The organism is Virgibacillus sp. (genome assembly GCF_013393565.1).
Lineage (GTDB): Bacteria > Bacillota > Bacilli > Bacillales > Amphibacillaceae > Virgibacillus > Virgibacillus dokdonensis.
The window spans coordinates 14,126-34,174 of record NZ_JABXHF010000015.1; the positions used below are offsets into that span (position 1 = coordinate 14,126).

General features: G+C 38.3%; 15 protein-coding genes. All 15 read right to left on the minus strand.

Annotated elements, in window-relative coordinates; all coding sequences use genetic code 11:
• Positions 1 to 6 precede the first annotated feature (6 nt).
• Positions 7 to 951, minus strand: coding sequence for a protein kinase domain-containing protein (locus tag HLX49_RS04605; RefSeq protein ID WP_077701802.1), 945 nt, complete (start codon positions 949 to 951; stop codon positions 7 to 9).
• Positions 917 to 1,654: a VWA domain-containing protein gene (locus HLX49_RS04610; RefSeq protein WP_077701801.1), complete on the minus strand. Its 738-nt coding sequence runs from the start codon at positions 1,652 to 1,654 to the stop codon at positions 917 to 919. The genes HLX49_RS04605 and HLX49_RS04610 overlap by 35 nt, the downstream gene beginning before the upstream one ends.
• Before the next feature lie 161 nt (positions 1,655 to 1,815).
• Positions 1,816 to 4,266 carry a stage II sporulation protein E gene (gene spoIIE / locus HLX49_RS04615; protein WP_077701800.1) on the minus strand — a complete coding sequence of 817 codons (2,451 nt, stop codon included), beginning with the start codon at positions 4,264 to 4,266 and terminating at the stop codon, positions 1,816 to 1,818.
• 751 nt (positions 4,267 to 5,017) lie between these two features.
• Positions 5,018 to 6,604, minus strand: a complete 1,587-nt coding sequence (locus HLX49_RS04620) for a putative polysaccharide biosynthesis protein (protein WP_077701796.1) — start codon at positions 6,602 to 6,604, stop codon at positions 5,018 to 5,020.
• 465 nt (positions 6,605 to 7,069) lie between these two features.
• Positions 7,070 to 7,606: a stage V sporulation protein T gene (gene spoVT, locus HLX49_RS04625; RefSeq protein ID WP_077701795.1), complete on the minus strand. Its 537-nt coding sequence runs from the start codon at positions 7,604 to 7,606 to the stop codon at positions 7,070 to 7,072.
• A 127-nt stretch (positions 7,607 to 7,733) separates the two neighbouring features.
• Positions 7,734 to 11,258, minus strand: a complete 3,525-nt coding sequence (gene mfd, locus HLX49_RS04630; RefSeq protein WP_296360926.1) for a transcription-repair coupling factor — start codon at positions 11,256 to 11,258, stop codon at positions 7,734 to 7,736.
• Between the two features lie 612 nt (positions 11,259 to 11,870).
• Positions 11,871 to 12,095 carry an anti-sigma-F factor Fin gene (gene fin, locus HLX49_RS04635; protein WP_309545276.1) on the minus strand — a complete coding sequence of 75 codons (225 nt, stop codon included), beginning with the start codon at positions 12,093 to 12,095 and terminating at the stop codon, positions 11,871 to 11,873.
• A gap of 310 nt (positions 12,096 to 12,405) precedes the next feature.
• A complete protein-coding gene (gene pth, locus HLX49_RS04640; protein WP_296360927.1) occupies positions 12,406 to 12,966 on the minus strand; it encodes an aminoacyl-tRNA hydrolase in 561 nt (186 codons plus the stop codon).
• Positions 12,967 to 13,332: 366 nt separating this feature from the next.
• Positions 13,333 to 13,956, minus strand: a complete 624-nt coding sequence (locus HLX49_RS04645) for a 50S ribosomal protein L25/general stress protein Ctc (protein WP_077701791.1) — start codon at positions 13,954 to 13,956, stop codon at positions 13,333 to 13,335.
• Positions 13,957 to 14,122: 166 nt separating this feature from the next.
• Entirely contained in the window at positions 14,123 to 15,076 is a 954-nt protein-coding gene (locus HLX49_RS04650) for a ribose-phosphate diphosphokinase (protein ID WP_077701790.1), read from the minus strand.
• A gap of 16 nt (positions 15,077 to 15,092) precedes the next feature.
• Positions 15,093 to 16,472: a bifunctional UDP-N-acetylglucosamine diphosphorylase/glucosamine-1-phosphate N-acetyltransferase GlmU gene (glmU, locus tag HLX49_RS04655; protein WP_077701789.1), complete on the minus strand. Its 1,380-nt coding sequence runs from the start codon at positions 16,470 to 16,472 to the stop codon at positions 15,093 to 15,095.
• 452 nt (positions 16,473 to 16,924) lie between these two features.
• Complete coding sequence (spoVG, locus tag HLX49_RS04660) at positions 16,925 to 17,215, minus strand: septation regulator SpoVG (RefSeq protein WP_077701788.1); 291 nt, start codon at positions 17,213 to 17,215, stop codon at positions 16,925 to 16,927.
• A gap of 502 nt (positions 17,216 to 17,717) precedes the next feature.
• The gene (purR, locus tag HLX49_RS04665; RefSeq protein WP_296360928.1) at positions 17,718 to 18,530 is read right to left on the minus strand and encodes a pur operon repressor; all 813 of its coding nucleotides are present in this window, start codon (positions 18,528 to 18,530) and stop codon (positions 17,718 to 17,720) included.
• 67 nt (positions 18,531 to 18,597) lie between these two features.
• Positions 18,598 to 19,449, minus strand: a complete 852-nt coding sequence (gene ispE, locus HLX49_RS04670; RefSeq protein ID WP_296360937.1) for a 4-(cytidine 5'-diphospho)-2-C-methyl-D-erythritol kinase — start codon at positions 19,447 to 19,449, stop codon at positions 18,598 to 18,600.
• Between the two features lie 394 nt (positions 19,450 to 19,843).
• Entirely contained in the window at positions 19,844 to 20,023 is a 180-nt protein-coding gene (locus HLX49_RS04675) for a small, acid-soluble spore protein, alpha/beta type (RefSeq protein ID WP_077701785.1), read from the minus strand.
• Positions 20,024 to 20,049 lie beyond the last annotated feature (26 nt).

Genomic DNA, 20,049 nt, shown 5'->3' on the forward strand with positions numbered 1-20,049 from the left:
TACTTGTTACTGAAAAAGCAAAGAAACTGCATAATAAATGATTGCCAGTGCGGATATGCCTCCTATATCGATAAATAAGGAGGATGAATTTGTTTGCTGTCCATGTTGTTGATGAGCACGCATATTTTTTCGTTCTGTAGTATAAATTATTTTTAATAAGTCATTTTTCATCTGCTTACTCGTATGATAGTTTCCGACAAGCGCTTTCTTTAAAACCATACGATACGGTGCTAGCTCTTTTACACTATCAATTTTGCGAAACAACTGTTTTTGTGGAGAGGATTCTTTTGCAAATTGATTTGGATAATATACATGTAAAAAAACCATTGTAAACGCAAATAAGTCATAGCTTGCCTCTGCTTTTCTAGTCCCTAAGCCCCAATAGCCACGATCATAAAATTCTGTGTACTCCTTAATGGATCTCCCTATTTGGGTTGTTCCACCAACATCAACCCAACGAACTTTTGGAGGAGAGGAGACAACAAGCAAGTTATCAGCTTTTAAATCCCCAAACACCCAACCGCTTTGATGCAATTCTTGTAAAGCATCTAAAAGTTGTAGCATAAAAACACCAATCCATGCTTGTCCCCTTCGCTGAACGTAGCTAATTAGTGGCTCTCCGTGCAAATATTCCATCACATAAAAAGAATAGCATATTCCTTGTGGTGACGCCCAATCATCTACATCTAATAAAGAAGGCCCAAGCCGATTTCCTTGGACCTTTGCCAATGACCGAAGTACATTTACTTCTACCGTCATAGATGAACGTTTATCACTAATTTTTAATGCGGCCTGCTTCCCATTAGAAACACAAAGATATACAACGCCAATGGCTCCAGCGCCAAGCTTTCTTTGAATAAGATATGTTTTTCCATGCCATTTGCCGCGCAGCTTTATCCCTGGACGAATGTCATTATCAAGCTTCTTCCATTCCTGGCTGTTCATCTTCATACTTAAAGCCCCTCCGTAAGCTCTTCTTACCAAATTGATACATTGCTTCTCGAATAGCAGGTCCAGTCGGAGTGACTCCGCCACTTGTTAATTTAGGAAAGATAGAAGAAATGCTATCTAATGCTGGAGACCAATCTAATATCCTTTCCATTTGTTTTCGTTTTCCAGGGAAGCGGTAAATGGCAAACCGATTTCGTCCTATTCGTGCATTTAAACTGATGGATAAATCCATTAATGCTTCTTTTACAGTAGGTAGCTTATCATACATACTTGCACTTGTATCTACTAAAACAAGCACTTCTAGATCACAAGTCTCACCCATATCCTCTACTACTTCCATAATTTCTCCACGTTTTTCTGGTTCAAGATCTTCCATGGATTGGCCCTTACCTAATATTTGCTCCAATTCTTTATTAACAAATCCTTGCATTGTTTGCGTCATTGCTTGCTTGGTAACAGATTGCACAGTTTGCGACAGAGATTGCTTGTAAACAAGCTGACTAACACCCCCACCAGACAAAGCTATATCTTCTACTTCTTGCAAACTTTCATCTTGTTCTGCATGTCCATCATCTAATATGCCAATTACATTAACAGTAATCCCTTGTTGTTGCGCGATTGAAGCTACTGCAACCGGATCCTCCCCTTTGTTGGAACAACCATCTGTAATAAGTAATATTTGTTTTAAAGTGCCTTTTTTCAATCCAACTACCTCCCAACTTTTCAGTACCATCATCGCCATCTTTCCGCTTCTCTATACATAAATGGCTAGCGATTATGATAGATGGAAGGCAATGTTAGGAAGCAGCAGCAAGCCGTAAGCGCATTTTCTTTCCTCCCCCCCAGATTTGTGTCATATTGGCACTAGGAGGATACAGAATAGAGAGGTGCTCCAGCCCACCTAGGTGTATTCTTCTTTACCTTAGCAACAACGACCGTCATATCATCCTCAATTTCTCCACCTCTTGTACGAATCACCTCTTCTAAAATCAAGTCAGCTATTTCCTGTGGATCGTTTGTGCGCATGTCACGAATTTTACGCTTTAGCCATATATCCGTATTTTCAATATGTTTAGGACCTTCAAAAATACCGTCACTCATCATAATTAACAGATCATTAGGAAGCAACTGCTCACCAACGATATCAACATCAAATTCCTGGATAATCCCCATCGGTAAATTGCTTGCTTCAATTTTTAATAATTCATTTCCTCGCTTCACGAAGCTTGGTGAAGAACCAATTTTTAAAAATTGTACATATGCATTGTGCAAATCTATGACGGCTAAATCCAGCGTTGCAAACATTTCTTCGGTCGAACGTAAAGATAAAATTGAATTAATGGATTTAATGGCTACTTTTTCAGGTATACCTGTCTGCAATATTTGTTGCAGAAGCCTTAACGTTTCCACACTTTCTTCCTGCGCACGAGCACCATTTCCCATGCCATCACTAATTGCCATCGCATACTTTCCAGCGCCTAATTCTATCGTAGTGTAACTATCCCCAGATATAAGTCCACCTCCTTTTGCCGCATTAGCAGCACCTGTTTCTACTACAAACTCTCGCGCTGTTCCAAACGCCAAGTAACTATAACCATTTGGAAATGGCGCAATTTCTTCTTGCTTCACAACGATTACTTCAGATAAAATATCCGATAAAACAGGTGCTATTAGTTTGGCACCTTCCCCACGATATTCATAAAATGTTAATGTCATTTCAATGTCTACATTGCCTTTTTCCAAACTGTAAATCTCCAGTTTCTCTAATTCCATTCCTAATTGCTTTAATGCATGTATAATTTGCATTTCCTGTTGCTCATGGTGCTCGCGTTCTTTTAAAATTTCTTTCGCAAAATCTTCCATCACCTCCGAGACCCCTTGCAATTGATCAGCGACTAACTTCTTGCTTTCTAATACTTGTTGTTTTAACTTTTGGTTTGCTTCAAAATACGATACCTCTTCCTTCATGGCATCCAATACTTTTTGTGGCTTTACGCAAAAATTTTCAAATTCCCTTATGGTTGTTTTTGGCGGTTTCCCTCCTTCTTGTAACCCTTCCTTTAGCAATTCCATTAAGCTGTACGTTTTATCAAACTCCTTTTGCCAGCACCTTTCTTTCATAAAACAATTCTGACATGATTTTTCCGTAACTTGACTTAGAAAATAGTCCGTTTCTCGCCTTATCTCCTGCTCATCTTCTAAATGCGAATCGGCACTTGCAAAACTATTCGATAACGCTTGAAAAACACCAGAAAACTGCTCCACCCGTTGGGCTGTTACGTTGCGAACTTTTTGTAAATATTGTTCTTGTTCATTTGTATACTCCTCCGTCCCTGGAATAAGCCGAGACAGCTTTTTAAACCAGCCTGCTGGTGTAAGTAGAAAGAGGACAACTGCCATCGACGTCTCTATGATGGAAGGGATAAGCGCTGTCATATTCCCATAAATACCAATTAAGAACGTTCCAACAAATAACCCAATGGCTACACCAGGTTTTTTTCCCTCTTTTAATAATCCTCCTAAAAGTCCTGAAAATGCTAATAAACTCATTTGATATAAATTGGCAACATTGGCAAGTGACAAAATCAATCCTGTTACCACTCCAACCGTCGATCCTACAGCTGCTCCACCAACAAAAGCAAGAATAAGTACAAAATAACGAGCGAGTACCTGCTCCACAGCTGCTCCATAAAGCGTCCAACCAATCGTTCCTGTAAGAATGGAAGCAAGGAGAATAATCATACAGACAATTTCTTCGTTTTTTAACGCTGGATTATACCTTTTTGGTGATAATAACGGCATACTCTGCATAAATATTAAAACGAGAACCGTCCCTAACACCCCTTCTACGAACACAAGCATCCATTCATATGCTGCCAACTGCTGTTCTATCGAATATTGAAAAATTCGTGTACTTACAGAAGCAAGAAATACAAAAAACGGTATGAGTAACTGTTGATTTTTTGCTTGTTTAAATAGTCCTGCTAAAAACAGAAAAACAAATAACCCTAAAGCTGTAAAAATTCCATGGTCTACAGAATAGCTCAAAGCACCTATTAGTACGGCTATCATAGCTTTAGCCGCTTTTTCCTTATAGACAAGCCACATCGTCGCTAAGAAAGCTACCGCAAATGGCGAAACAGCTGATAAAATAACTGCCCGGCCTAATAAAAACCCAATCATGTAAAATAACCAGCCTCTATCCACTAAAACCATTTTCAGCTTTGCGTAAAGTAGACTCCTCAGCTTGTCCCACTGACTTGCCTGTTGAGCTATTAGTGCTTTAGGCTGTAACCTTGACATTGATTCCATCATAACCACCACTCCCTCTCTGTAAATCATATTTAACCACAATATGCGAACTGTTTTTGTCAAAACTTCAGAGCTTGTAAAAAAATCGTTCGACTACTTTTTACGGTTTAAACAGGATTCAACACGAACAAGCGTTAGGAAGAATGCAACTGTTTCGTTCGCTTTTATTCATGATTGATGGAGGAGACACCCTTTTTGACAAGACAAGAGCAATCATTCACAACATATCCCTTCTTGTAACAATTTGAAAAATATTTGCGAAAATATAGGAGATAAGATGGTTACACAAAAGAATGGGTAAAAACAAAGAACAAAGGCTCAGGGCGCTCGTTTAGCAACGTAGCAGTGGAACGAATCAACTAAAGTTTTAGGAATCATGCCACTAAAACAGGCGTATGCCGGCGCCCTCTGGCAAGCCCGTTTTTAGTCGGCCTTCCTATTTAGCACGAACCGATGGTGGCTTATCGTAGGGAGACTTCGTGAAATCGCCTAGTTGCTGGGCGCTGGAGCCGGACGTGGCTTACTCTGTTATTTTCTTACCTCAAAGCATCTAATTTTTATACTTTCTTATCGTCTTAGAAAAACTTGGCTTATCACCATCCTTTTATGGACGTAGTTTTGCTTAGACGAGTAAATCCTGAAATGTTGTGGATGCAGTTACCTCCCATGTAGACTTGTCCAGCTCGTCTTTTCTAATTTTAAAGCGGTAATTGATAAAAACCTCATTGGTGTAAGCTTCCTCATTTCGCTACCTTTATCGATAACGCTGCTTGCGAATGAATCGTAAAGAAAGTCGCGATGGGAGCATTTGCAATTGTTGTTCCGTAAAAGCTTTTAGTCTTATTAAGCAATACCCGTATACAGTAGCGCCTGTAATAGATAGGAAAACAACAAATAGAAACGATGCCACTCTTGTAGGTGCAAGCCAAGGATGCGCTACCCATTTCACTATCCATAAATAACTAACCATAACGAAAGTAGCAAGTAGCAACGCCTTCCATTGTACGTTTCTTAAAAGTTGTAATAATGGTAGCTTTCGCCGTAGCTCTGTTAAAGCAATCACACTAAACACGAGTAAAGCGAGCACTGTAGCAAAGGAGCTGCCAAATATCCCTATTGATGGGACAAGCCATAGATTGCCAATCCATTTCATGAAAAATGCTAGTAATATAAGTAAAGCAACACGTTTTATATATCCTAATCCTTGTAAAATAGATGCAGCTGTAATGGCAAGTGAGCTCAATAAAACCGCAACCATTAACAGACGTAACGCAGCGTGGCCTTGTTGATCTTGAAACAGAGCTTGATTTACTTCAGGAAAAATAGCTATTAGCCCGACCGTCGCACCTGTTGCTAAATAAATGCTAAATAGCATCGCCCCACGAATATAAGGGTAAAAGATTTGCGGCTGTTCCGTTAATTTTCTCGTCGAAATAGATGGCATTAGAGCCAATGCAAACGATGATCCAAGTACCGTACCAATCTGAATAAGCGGTTGCCCTCGATCAAACACACCTTTAGCCTCCATTGCCATGAGCTGAGAATAACCACCCTTTAAAAGACTCGGAAATAACGTAAATGTATCTGCAAACTGTAATAAAAGTAACACCATATGGTTTAACGTAGCAACAATACCAATAGTAATAATCGTATGTACATAATGACGCATGGAATAAGGTCGCTTTTCTATATGAAATGGCTTATCACGCCAAAAAAACCAAGCTAAAACAATAGTCGCAACAATTAACCCGATTATGGAGGCAAAAACAGCAGCCCTTCCTATCGTATAAATAGGCTTTCCACTTTCGGCAATGACTATTGCTGAAGTAATGATAATCGTTACTCGAAACAACTGTTCAGCTAGTTGAGAAAAAGCAGTAGGTTTCATCACAAAATTCCCTTGAAAAGTACCACGTAACAATGCCGTTACTGGTATAAATAAAAATGTTAACGCACCTAAATAGTATATTTCTGTAAGACGTTCATCACCAATCCAACCTGCAATATATGGTGCATTCATGTAAATAAATAGTGCTAAACTGCCGTTAAGCATACAGAGTATTAGGAAAATGGGGAAATAAAAACTTGTTAAAGACAATCTTTGAGATTGAGATTGTTCTTCCGCTGCTAGCTTTGCTATCGCCGACGGAAATCCGTATAAAGCTAACATTAGTCCAATTCCTAGGACAGGGTAGATCTGTTGATAGACATAAATCCCCATGTCTCCTGTTACATTTTGCAAAGGGATACGATAGCCAGCACTTAATAGCTTACTGATTACGCCAACAATTGTTAACAATAACGCCCCTTTTACAAGCTGATTTGTTTCATTTCTATTCATGTAGAACTTCCTTTTGCAACATGGTTCTTAAAGGAACCTTCATAATAATTGCGCGAGCGCGAATTTGATTTTTTGATACTACAATATATGGTTCATTATATCATAGTCTTACATAGCAAGAGGGATATTTTTTGCCGTATAAGAAACACCAAAACTTTATGGTGAAAGCTGCAGTTTTCTTATACGATAAACGTCAAAGCTTTATATTCTCCTATAATATCAGAAAAAGCCGAACTAATTCGAAATTCTATGGAGAGAATATCAAATATAGTTCGGACTTTGGTTTATCGTCTTATAGCGGTTGTTCAAAAAAGTTCAGTACTAATGACACATCCAATTTCTTCGTTGGTTCGTTTTCCAGTTCCTTGAAAAAAGGAAGTTTTTAAGCATAGATGGTGCGATCTTAGCTGAATTCAGTCCTTTTTACTTCTGTTTTGAACAGACACACTTATGGAGTAGATTACATTATTCCATTTGCTTGGCTAGAAAGCTTGCCGCTGTCTCTGCTGCTTTTTGTTGAACAGCTGAAAAGCTTTCCCCTTCTTTAGCAAAAATCACTACGGATCCAATTGCATCACCATTTGCAATAATTGGACTAATACAATAGGATATCAAGTCTTCTTCATGCCCATCGACAATTTCTAATGATTTTGTTTCTTTTTCCATGACTTGTTGTCTACCTTCAATAATACTAGTTAGAGGGGATCCGATGTTTTTGTTTAAGTACTCTTTTTTTGATTCTCCTGCTACTGCAATAACCTCATCTCGATCGGATATGATAACAGGGGTATGCAAAGAATCAAACAACGCTTCTGCATATTCTTTAGCAAATTGACCTAGCTCACTAATAGGAGAATATTTCTTTAAAATAACTTCTCCTTCACGGTCCACGTATATTTCTAGTGGATCGCCCTCTCTAATGCGTAACGTTCTCCTTATTTCTTTAGGTATAACAACTCTCCCAAGATCATCAATACGTCGCACAATTCCTGTTGCTTTCATACTTTGTTGCCTCACTTTCTTATGGTGATTGACTCTGCTTTTCACACAAAAATCCGTGTAAAAATCATCTTCTGTGGTTTTAGTATGAGGCAAAACAGGATAACTATACATACAATACTAATTTTTACTAACTACGATTGGCAAATTTTAAATTATCGATAAACGTTTCCACATTTTTATAGCATTGCTGCTTCGTCGTATTGGTATATTTAAATACAATTTTTAATTTACTGCTTTCGGTTCCAAGTTGGATATCTCGTCCATACGCATTCGCCATTTCGAATACTTTTGCGCCATCAATTTGTTGACTACGCTCTTCATCAACGAGCACTTCGATTTTTTTGTTTTTCTCACTTTCACTTATAGAACGGACTCGCTCTCGCTTCGCTAGCATTTTCAACGTAGATACGGTAAATAAATTGGTTACCTCTTCTGGATAGTCCCCAAATCGATCAATTAATTCGTCATGTAAATCTTGTTTATCTTCTGTCGTCTCCATGGATTGGAATTGTTTATAGATGTCTACTTTTTGCTTTTCATCTGGGATATATTCATCTGGAATATACGCATCAATTACTAATGTCAATTCTGGATCAAATGGCTTTACATCACTTATATCTTTACCTTCTTTGCGAGCATCAATCGCCTCTTTGAGCATTTGTGAATACATGTCAAAACCGACCGAATCGATAAATCCATGCTGTTGAGCACCAAGCAGGTTGCCCGCTCCTCGAATGGATAAATCGCGCATAGCGATTTTAAATCCAGAACCCAATTCTGTAAATTCTTTAATTGCTTGTAGACGTTTTTCTGCAACTTCGGTAAGCACTTTATCTTTTCTATACGTAAAGTACGCATAAGCAACTCGATTTGAACGCCCTACACGACCACGCAATTGATACAATTGACTTAGTCCCATTCGGTCGGCATTGTTTACAATTAAGGTATTTACATTTGGAATATCAACACCCGTTTCAATAATCGTCGTACTTACAAGGACATCAAATTCTCCTTCTAAAAAGGAAAAAATAACATTCTCCAATTCCGATTCATTCATTTGACCATGCGCAACCGCTATCCTAGCATCAATATGTGAACTTAGCTCTCTAGCTATCTCTTCAATATTTTCTACACGGTTATGTAGAAAAAACACTTGACCTCCTCGAGCCATTTCACGCTCTATTGCCTCTCGAACAAATATTGGATTATATTCCATCACATAGGTTTGAATTGGAAAACGATTTTCTGGTGGCGTTTCAATTACAGAAAGATCCCGCACACCAAGCATAGACATATGCAATGTTCGTGGAATAGGTGTTGCCGTTAACGTAAGTACATCTACATTCGATTTTAACTGCTTAATTTTTTCCTTATGCTTTACTCCGAAGCGTTGCTCTTCGTCAACAATTAATAAACCTAAATCATGATACTGAACATCTTTAGATAAAATACGATGTGTACCAATAACGATATCAACAGTTCCTTTTCTTAATCCATCTAACGTTTCCTTTTGCTGCTTTCTCGTTCTAAATCTACTTAATAAACCGATAGTAATTGGATAATCTTGAAAACGCTCTCGTATTGTTTCAAAATGTTGCTGTGCTAGAATCGTCGTCGGAACTAATAACGCAACTTGTTTTCCATCAGCAATTGCCTTAAAGGCTGCGCGAATAGCTACTTCTGTTTTTCCGTAGCCAACATCCCCACAAAGAAGACGATCCATTGGACGTTCTCTTTCCATATCTTGTTTAATTTCTTGAATACAACGTAATTGATCCTCTGTTTCTTGATAAGGAAACAATGCTTCAAATTCGCGTTGCATTTCTGTATCTTCAGAAAACGCGTACCCTTTTCTTGCTTCTCTTTCAGCATAGAGCTTAATGAGATCATCTGCAATATCCTCTACAGATGATTGCACTTTCCGTTTTACTTTTTTCCATTCACTTCCGCCTAGCTTATAGAGCTTCGGTTCTTTTCCTTCTGATCCTACAAATTTTTGTACTTGGTCAATTTGATCAATAGGTACAAACAGCTTATCATCGCCAGAATATTTAATTAGCAAATAATCCTTATGCAGATCATTCACTTTTAAAGTTTCTATACCGAGGTATTTTCCGACACCATGATTTGTATGTACAACATAATCGCCTACTTTTAATTCTTGATAATCCTTAATTCGTTCGGCATTTGAGATTTTTTGTTGCTTTCTCGGTCGTTTTGTACGTTTTTTAAATAGTTCTTGCTCAGTCACTAACACAAGCTTGTGCATCGGCAACTCTACGCCACTTGATATATTCCCTACCGCAATCGTTGGTTTATCAACAGGGAGCCGTAAATCTTCTGTAATCCCAAAATCGATATCATAATCCATAAATATAGAGTGGATTCTTTCCGCTCTTTCTTTATCTGGAGCTAAAACGATAACAGAATAGTCCCCCTTTTCCCAGCGGAGTAATTCATTTTTAAATAAATGCATTTGACCATGGAATTCTTGCATCGGTCGTGAAGATAAATTAACAATATTTTGTGGTTGTGTATTAGGGATATGGCGTAAAAACACAGACATATAGATACGCGGCTGCTTCATACGCTCCCATATAGCATGCCAATCAAATGAAAATGAACTATTTCTAACCATTTGATTATTGGCTAGTAAATTACTGTACCAATCACCCTCTTCTATATCCAAATGTAATGCAGTCTCTTGTATTCGGCTCATTTCATCAATAATTATTTGGCCATCACCTGGCAAGTAATCTAGTAAGCTAGCAGGATTTGTATATAAATAACCAATGTATTTATACATCTCAGGAAAGCGCTCGAGGTTTTTTAATCGATCTACATCTCGTTGCACTACCTCTGTCAATGTTGCTTTTGCTTCTTGTGTCTTTAACGTTTTCAATGTATCGGCAAGCGCTTCCTCCAAACGCTCCCCAGCCGTATGAAGATCGGACTCTGTTAATAGCAATTCTGTTGCTGGCCCAATCGTAACTTCCTCCAGCTTATCTAATGAACGTTGGGTTTCAGCATCAAAATAACGAATGGAGTCAATTTCCTCATCAAATAGCTCAATTCGAATCGGATGCTTTTCGGTAATAGGATATATATCAATAATTCCTCCACGTTTACTAAACTCACCTGGTGTTGTAACCATGGAAGCGCGATCATATCCCATATCTATTAAATTTGTTAAATAATGATTTACATCAATTTCTTCTCCATATTTAAATGCTAGTTGATATGTTTGCCAATACGCTGGAGGAGGAAGTATTCGTTTTAAGGCAGATACTGGAGCTATTAAAATCCCCGATTTATTTTGAGACCAAGCAGTTAATGAATCAATTCGCTGGCTGCGTAACTCTGGACTTGCAATAGCGATTTCTGAAGCAATCAGTTCATTAACAGGATATAGATGAACATCTTCCTCTCCCACAATACCAACCAAATCATCGTATAGTTGCTGTGCTTGCACAAGTTGGTGGGTGACTAACAAAATCGGCTTCTTCATCTCGCCTCGAATAACAGATACAAGTAAGCCTCTAGCTGAACCAGATAGCCCTGCTACAAGCTGTTCATCCATTCCTGCTTGCACTCCATTAATAATGGATTGTATATCTTCTTTATTGTATAAATATTTTTGTATTCCTTTCATTCCTAAACCTCCACTTACATAGGAGCTATGCAACGAATCTCGTACTCCGAAGATTTTTCTAGTTCGTATGCTTGCCCTTCATTTTTAGAAAAACTTGGCTTGTCGCCAAGTCTTATGGCGAATGGCATAGTTTTTCTTATACTATAAACCTTTAAACTTTTATACTTTCCTATAGTGTTAGAAAAACTTAGCTTACCGCCAAATCGGATAGCGGAAGAGTGCCGTCTTTTTGCTTATACTATTAACCATGGAAATTTGATACTTTGCTATAACGGAACAAAGGTGCAAGTGCTCGTTTAGCAACGTAGCGAATGAACCGGATCAACGAGATAAAGGAATCATATGCTACTAAAGCAGTGGTATGCCGACGTCGGGCGGCAAGTCCGTTTTTAGTCGGCCTTCCTCTTAGCCACGAACCGATGATGACTTAGCTTAGGGCGATTTCGTGAAGTCACCCAGTTGAGCAGGGTGTGGCTATTCAGTTATCTCCATATCCACTGGCACCTCAGTTTTATACTTTCTTATCTTTTTAAAATATTGCGTGCTTCTTTCCATTCTTTTACAAGTGCAAAAATGCCTTGGCTACGCTGCACCAAAGGCTAACCACATGTTCTATTGTATAAAGAAATCTAATTCATGATAGTGAGGATGTTGACCTAGTGTATCTTGGCAGTCTTCGCAAATCACCTTGATATGCATATCCCCATTTGGTTTATAAACAATCATTTCTTCTTTATCCTTCACTGATAATTGGTCAAATCCTAATATGGATAAATCAATCATGTGTTGTTGTATACTTCCTAGTTTTTGTCCACAATGCTTACACAAGTATATCATTGTCAACGGGAACCGCCTCCAATACGATTTAAAAACCTTATAGCAGCTACTATACTTATAGCACCCGCCAAGTAAAAAATCATTTTACTTCAATTGTTAGTAACTAGTTTAACCTAAATGCACACCAGCTATTCAAGTAGTTCCCGTTAAAAATATACTTTCGTTTATGTGTATTAACAACCGCATCCAAGCGCTAGCAAAACTTGACTTCATGCTAAATCTTGATAGCAAAAACTGTAGTTTCCTTATACTATAGACCCTAAAAAGAGTTATAGAGCAAAAAACGCTGTTTGTTTTTTATATGTGGTAATTATTGATTATATTCATTCATAACTTCAGGAAATGGACGTTCTATCCACGCGTCACATGCATCGGCTGCTTTTTGCACACTAAGCGTTACCTCAGATGTTTCATGTTTTGGAAATCTTTGTAGCACATAATGAATAATGGATTGTGAGACATCAGGCCTACCGATACCAATTCGAATCCGTTTAAAATCCTTCGTCCCAACATGGTCGATAATTGATCTAATGCCATTATGACCTCCATGACCACCTTTTTGACGAAGCCTAATTTTACCGACTGGCAAATCCAAATCATCAAAAATAATCAAAACATTCGATAAATCAATGTTGTAATAGTCAATTATTGGCCTTATAGCATCACCAGAAAGGTTCATAAATGTTTGTGGTTTTACAAACATCACTTTTTCCTGTCCCATCTGCACCATCGTGTAATCTGCTTTAAATTTTGATTTATCCAATGTTAGCTGATGACGTTGCAATAATTCATCAATTACCATAAAACCAATGTTATGTCTCGTCTGATGATATTTTTTCCCTGGGTTTCCTAAACCTATAATACATTTCATAAACGTACTTCCTTTATCTTTTTCATTTTAAACCTATGAATGGGATTATTAAAAAATTTAACTATCTGCATGTCTTTATGGGCAAAAGCTAAGCTTTTCCCTTATAATAGCAGGCCTTTACAACCTGATAAAAATCATACAACGCAACTCTCCCTCCTAATTAGGAGGGAGAGTTGCGTTCACTTATCTTCACTTACCGTGTTCGAAATGAGCGACCCCACCCAATAGTCAATAGGACATGATGAGTTGCTAGCCATATGGCTATGGCTTTCCAAAAGGATAAAATAATGATCCTTCCTTTGACATATTGCAACACGCTTGCTTTTACCGCAACTACCTCTTACTTAGTTTTATAGTAGTCAAAACTTATGCTTCCTTTTCTCCATCTACTAATTCTGGCTCTGCATTCTCAGCTGGTGCCTTTTCAATGTCCTCTAACGTATCTGGCGCTGATACCGTTACAACCGTGGTAACTGGATCATCTAAGAGTTCGTATTTTCCTTGAATGTCAATATCAGACACTGCAATACTATCTCCAATATCTAAATCAGAAACATCAACAACGATTTCTTCAGGAATGTCAGCTGGTTTCGCACGCACTTGCAACGCATATAATGGTTGCTGCAAGACACCGCCATCTTTCGTACCTTTTGCTTCTCCCTCTATGTGGATATTCACTTCCACATCCATCTCTTCAGCCATATCTACAATATAAAAGTCAGCATGGACAAGTTCATCTTTTAATGGATCAATTTGATATTCATGTAGCATCACATCTACAGGTTTTTCATCTTCAATGTGAAGTGAGATAATCGCATTTCTACCCTCGTCACGAACTGTTTTGATCAATTCAACACTATCTACAGCAATCGACTTCGATTCTTTTGCTTTTCCATAGATTACAGCTGGAACACGTCCGCTATTTCTAATTTCTTTTGTTGCTGATTTCGTATGATCTTCTCTTCGTTGCGCTGCTAGTTTTACTGCCACGTTAATCACCCTCCAAATTAGTTAAAAACCTTCGTTTGTTGCCAATATTTCAATCTTACATTATTTATTCGCTTTCGTATATAAGAGCCTTCAGACTCGCACTCATTTACTCTGCACAAATAAACCTCCATCACAAATATTACCCGTTTCGGCTAAAACCTAAACATTAATCAAACAAAATACTAACGGATTGCAATTCATGCACACGAACAATCGCTTCACCAATTAAAGGAGCGACAGAAAGTGGTGTAATTTTATCGATTCGCTTATCATCTGGTAAAGGAATCGAATTGGTTACAACCAATTCTTTAATTTTTGAATCATTAATTCGTTGCATTGCTGGGCCAGATAATACGGGATGTGTACAACAAGCATATACTTCCTTGGCACCATTTTCAATTAATGCATTTGCTGCTAAAGTAATTGTACCTGCAGTATCAATGATATCATCAATTAAAATGGCTGTCTTCCCTTCAATATTCCCGACAATATTCATTACTTCAGCCACATTAGGTCGCGGTCTGCGCTTATCAATTATTCCAATTGGCGCCTTCAAGCGATCAGCCATCTTTCTGGCGCGTGTCACCCCGCCATGGTCTGGTGACATAATAATAATATCTTCCAAGTTCTTTGCTTCAAAATAATCGGAAAGAATTGGCACACCTTGTAAATGATCGATCGGGCTATCAAAAAAGCCTTGAATTTGCGGTGCGTGTAAATCAAGTGTTATCACCCGATCAGATCCAGCTGTTTCTAATAGGTCGGCTACTAGTTTTGCTGCGATCGGTTCTCTTGATCTTGCTTTTCGATCTTGTCTAGCGTACCCATAATAAGGCATAACAATATTAATTGACTTTGCAGATGCACGTTTCAAAGCATCAATCATAATTAATAATTCCATCAAATGCTCATTCACCGGTGAGCATGTGGACTGAACGACATAAACATCACAACCACGGATGCTTTCTTCAATATTAATTTGAATTTCTCCATCACTAAATCGAGATACAGCACATTTCCCTAGTGTCGTACCAATATGACTAGCAATCTCCTCAGCCAATTGTGGGTTGGAATTTAATGTAAAAACTTTCAAGGATGAATCCTTGTAACTAGCTGCCATTTGTTAGAACCCTCCGTTAGTCTTTTTTCCGATTTTTAATTTTTTCCGCATATCCTTCTTTATTCGTTTGCCTTGCACGAGCAATCGATAAAGAACCCTCTGGCACGTCCTTATTAATTGTAGAACCAGCAGCAATATAAGAACCTTTTCCAATTGTCACAGGCGCAACTAAATTTGAATTGCAGCCTATAAATGATTCATCTTCAATGGTTGTTACATATTTGTGCTTGCCATCATAGTTCACTGTTATTGTACCACAACCTACGTTTACATTGCTTCCGACTTGTGCATCACCAATATAACTTAAATGAGAAACTTTACTATCTTCACCTAAGCTTGTCTTTTTTATTTCTACAAAGTTTCCAATTTTCACGTGGTTACCAATTGCACTATCAGGTCTTATATGTGCATATGGACCAACCTTCACATCATTACCTATCTTGCTATCATTTACCACACTTTGTTTAATTATCGTGCCATTTCCAACATGACAATTGGTTAGCTCGGAATACGGGCCGATTTCTGCATTTTCCTCAATGACGGTATCGCCTTTAATCATTGTACCAGGATGAATGATTGTGTCAGCACCAATCGTTACACTCGGTTCAATATAGGTTTGATCCGGATCAATGATAGCTACACCGTTACGCATATGTCTTTCATTCACACGTTGCTTCATGATTTTCTCTGCTTGCGCTAAAGCAACACGATCATTTATCCCTAATGTTTCCTCAAAGTGCGCTGTTCGATACGCGCTCACAGTCTCCCCTTTTGTTTGGAGAATTTCAATTACATCCGGCAAGTAATACTCCCCTTGTGCGTTATCATTGGAAACATGTTCTAGCGCCTGAAACAAAGCTTGATTATCAAAACAGTATGTACCCGTATTTATTTCATCTACAAGTAGCTCGACCTCATTCGCATCTTTATGTTCCACAATCCGTTCCACATCATTTTGCTTATTTCTAAGTACGCGACCATACCCGTACGGATTAGAAGCTTTTGCTGTTAGTATCGTAGCTTTTGCCTCTGAATGTTCATGATGTTCAATCAACGCTTGATACGTCTCCTTGGTTATTAAAGGTGTATCACCACACACCACTATCGTTGTACCTTCCTTATCTTCTAAAAGCGCTTTAGCTTGAACAACTGCATGCCCAGTCCCCAACTGCTCTTCTTGAAGAACGTACTCACTTTTTGGTCCGAGTTGTTTCTTTACATCTTCCGCACCAAAACCGACAATAGTAATGATTTTATCGACATTTACGCCACCAACTTGTTCGATGACGTGTTGAACCATGGGGCGACCCGCTACAGGATGGAGTACTTTGTAAAGCTTCGATTTCATCCTGGTACCTTGCCCAGCTGCCAGTATGACAGCATATCGATTTGTCATATAAAGGACCTCCAACATTTCAAATTTCTCGCATACGCATATTATGTGCTGAAAAAACTCTCTCTTCATGAGTTCATAGTGTAAGTGAAAGATGACAGCACCCAAATGCCTGCTCTGTCCAAGGGTTTTTGGGCTATACCCTCTAGGTAGGAACTATTCCGTAGAAGACGAAGGAAAAACTTCTATTAAATGAAATTTCACTTTATCCATTATGAATATATCTTAAATACCTGCTCATTTCAATAGATAAACTATGAAAGGAAAACAACAAAAGTAAAGGCTTTTCTTTCCTTCCCTATATATGGACTGGAAAAAAGGGAATCCTAAGGCGCAATCCTATCATTTTACAAATAATTCCCAGAATTAAGTAAACGTTTACAATAAAAAAAGAAGGCTAACCTTATGTAGATTAGACCTCTAGTTGTTTTCGTAAACAATATTATTTAGATGAATTAGGAAGCCCCAGCTTCTTCGTATTTTACTTCCTCATCTCCTGCTTTGCGATACTCTTCTAATACAGCGTCCTGAATTTTCGCTCTTGTACCAGAATTAATAGGATGAGCGATATCCCTAAATTCTCCATCCGGCGTTCGCTTGGATGGCATCGCAACAAATAGCCCATTGTTACCGTCAATCACTCGGATATCATGGACAACAAATTCCTGATCCAACGTAATAGATGCAATCGCTCTCATTCTGCCTTCCGTATTAACGCGGCGTAACCTAACGTCAGTTACTTCCATGATGTGTCACCACCTTTTCAAATAGGAATCTATATAAACTAGTTCAACAAAACTATTAAAACTCCTGCTAAAATATTAAAAAAAATAAAACATTTATATCAACAGTTAAAAAATGACAGCTTGTCTTCACAAAGTATATCTTTTTCCTTCTTCACACTGGTCGTTAGTACCTAGAGGAGGAAACCTAGAAGCCTATTACGAAAAGGAGACTTAGGTGCTGTTACTTTTGGCTTCTTCCATCTCTAGAAGTGGAATCCTTACAGCACCTTACATCCCGAACTATCAATCGTTTTTACCAAGGAAACGGAGAAACGAACAAATATCAATTGTGTCAATTTTAGTATATTTTTAAATTATTATTAGTAACAGCTCGTTAGTGGAAACATCTCCACCGCTTAGTATACATACTACCGTGTCCTATACAAAAGACTAGTGAATTACTTCTAAAGGCTGTTTCAAAAAAATTTTAGTTTGTTTCCAATGTAGTTAAACAATAAAACTTTTATTGGATAAAATTACCAAAATGAACATCGATTGCCTTCTTTTTCATATCGACATTTGATATTTTTATTAGAGATGTATAGTCATTAATGACGCGCTCTTCTTCCTCATCATCTGCTTCAGCTAAGACACCTATTGCTTGTACCGTTGCATGAAATTCCTCTAGTAAATTAATCATGCCAGTAATGGTTCCACCTGCTTTCATAAAATCATCAATAATACAGACTTTTGCTCCTTCCGATAAACTGCGTTTCGGCAACACCATGGTCTGAATTTTTCTAGATGATCCAGATACATAATTAATGCTTACAGAGGACCCTTCTGTTACCTTTGGATCTCTGCGTACAATAACTACCGGTACATTCAAAAAAGAGGCAACAGCGTATGCCAATGGAATCCCTTTTGTAGCAACGGTAACAACAACATCAATATTTTTTTTAGAAAATGTTGAAGCAAATACACGCCCAATTTCTCGTACCGTCTTCGGATCGCCTAACAGATCGCTCATATATAGATACCCGCCTGGAAGGATACGAACAGGATCTTTTAACTTTTGTCGTAATGCTTCAACAAAGCATTTATTTTTTTCATCAACGCATGCAGGTATAAACTTCACCCCGCCTCCTGCACCTGTCGTCCGTTGCAAATAGCCAATCCCTTCACTCCGAAACACCGCATCAATAATATCCATATCTTCACTAATAGAAGCTTTCGTAGTAGCTAATTGTGAAACAAAATAAGGAAATTGTGTGTGCGTCCGAGGATTTTCAAGAAAAAAATTGGTTAGAGCAACTAAACGGTTACTTCTTTTCATTTCCACACCTCAAAACCGAATATTTTCCTCTAAATATACCATCAATATACGTTTTTTACAAAGGTTTTCAACCTAATAATCGTACATAATAAACTTCTTCACAAAAACCTCTCATCCCATTATAGATTTTTCTCGCTTTACTTTCATGCTCTACGAGACCATAGACTGTCGGACCACTTCCACTCATAAGTACGCCAGAAGCGCCTGCTTGTTGTAAAGCCGTTTTAATACGCTGCACTTCTGGGTGTTGTTTTATCGTTATCGGTTCTAATGCATTACCTAAGCTTAAACATAGCTTATTAAAATTTCCTTCCGCTAACGCTTCCCTAACAGCTTTTGTGTTAGGATGAACAATATCTTCCACCACTATGCGTTGAAAAATAGTTCCTGAAGAAATACCAATATCCGGTTTAGCTAAAACGACCCAACATGGCGGCGGTGAGAGGAGCCGTTGGACAATTTCTCCCCTACCTTTAGCTATTGCCGTTTTTCCATATATACAAAACGGCACATCTGTACCTAATAACGCACCTACACTTGCTAATTCAGTTTCTGAAAGGCCAAGTGACCACAAACGATTTAAACCTTTTAATACGGCAGCAGCGTCGGCACTACCACCTGCTAGTCCTGCAGAGACGGGGATGTTTTTTTCAATTGTTATATGTACACCTCTATGGATACCATACGCTTGCTTCAAAGCTAAGGCAGCTTGGTAAGCTAAATTGCGTTTATCACTTGGAACAAATCTACTTTCCAATGATATTTCGATCCGGTCCTCAGGTAATTCATATAAACAAATACGATCAGCTAAATCAATGGTTGTCATAATCATTTCAATGTTATGGTACCCGTCGCTTCTTTTACTTCGTACGTCCAATGATAAATTTATTTTTGCAGGTGCTTTTTCAAAAATTACCATCACCCGTCACCCTCTTGTTTAAAGATATTAAAATTGTAACACATTCCATTCAACTGCGTGAAACGCAAATAAATGCGTATGTGTCGAGTTTTTCTTGCAAGCGAAATCTAGGTGATTACTGTTTCTGAAAAACTGCTTCCCGCCTACTGTAAAAATAGTTCGCTTTTTACTGCGAGAAATTGCACTACACTTTCCCACGGGACAAGGAAAGCTACGTCAGTGAAACATTGTACAACAAGGAGTCTCCGGGTTTTCCTCCGTTAGCTTAACATTATCAACTGTTTTACACAGTCTAACTTCTACCTAAGAGGGGTTTTTTCACCTGCAAAAGCAGGGGACTATTGAAAACTCTTTCTTCGCTTTCCTATAGGGTGAAAAAACAAGACAAACCCGATTAGGATTTGTCTTGTCTCATACTAGCTTCCGCTCTTTCAATGGCACGTTTCACCATATTTCCAGCATCGCGCGCTTTAATGCCGCCCCATCCTTCCCTTTGCACCGTGTCGTAAAACCCTAACTCTTTTGCAATTTCTTCTTTTAAATGATCCGACATCATTCCACGTCTTCTAGCCACGAAGACAGTCCCCCTTTTAAATGCGT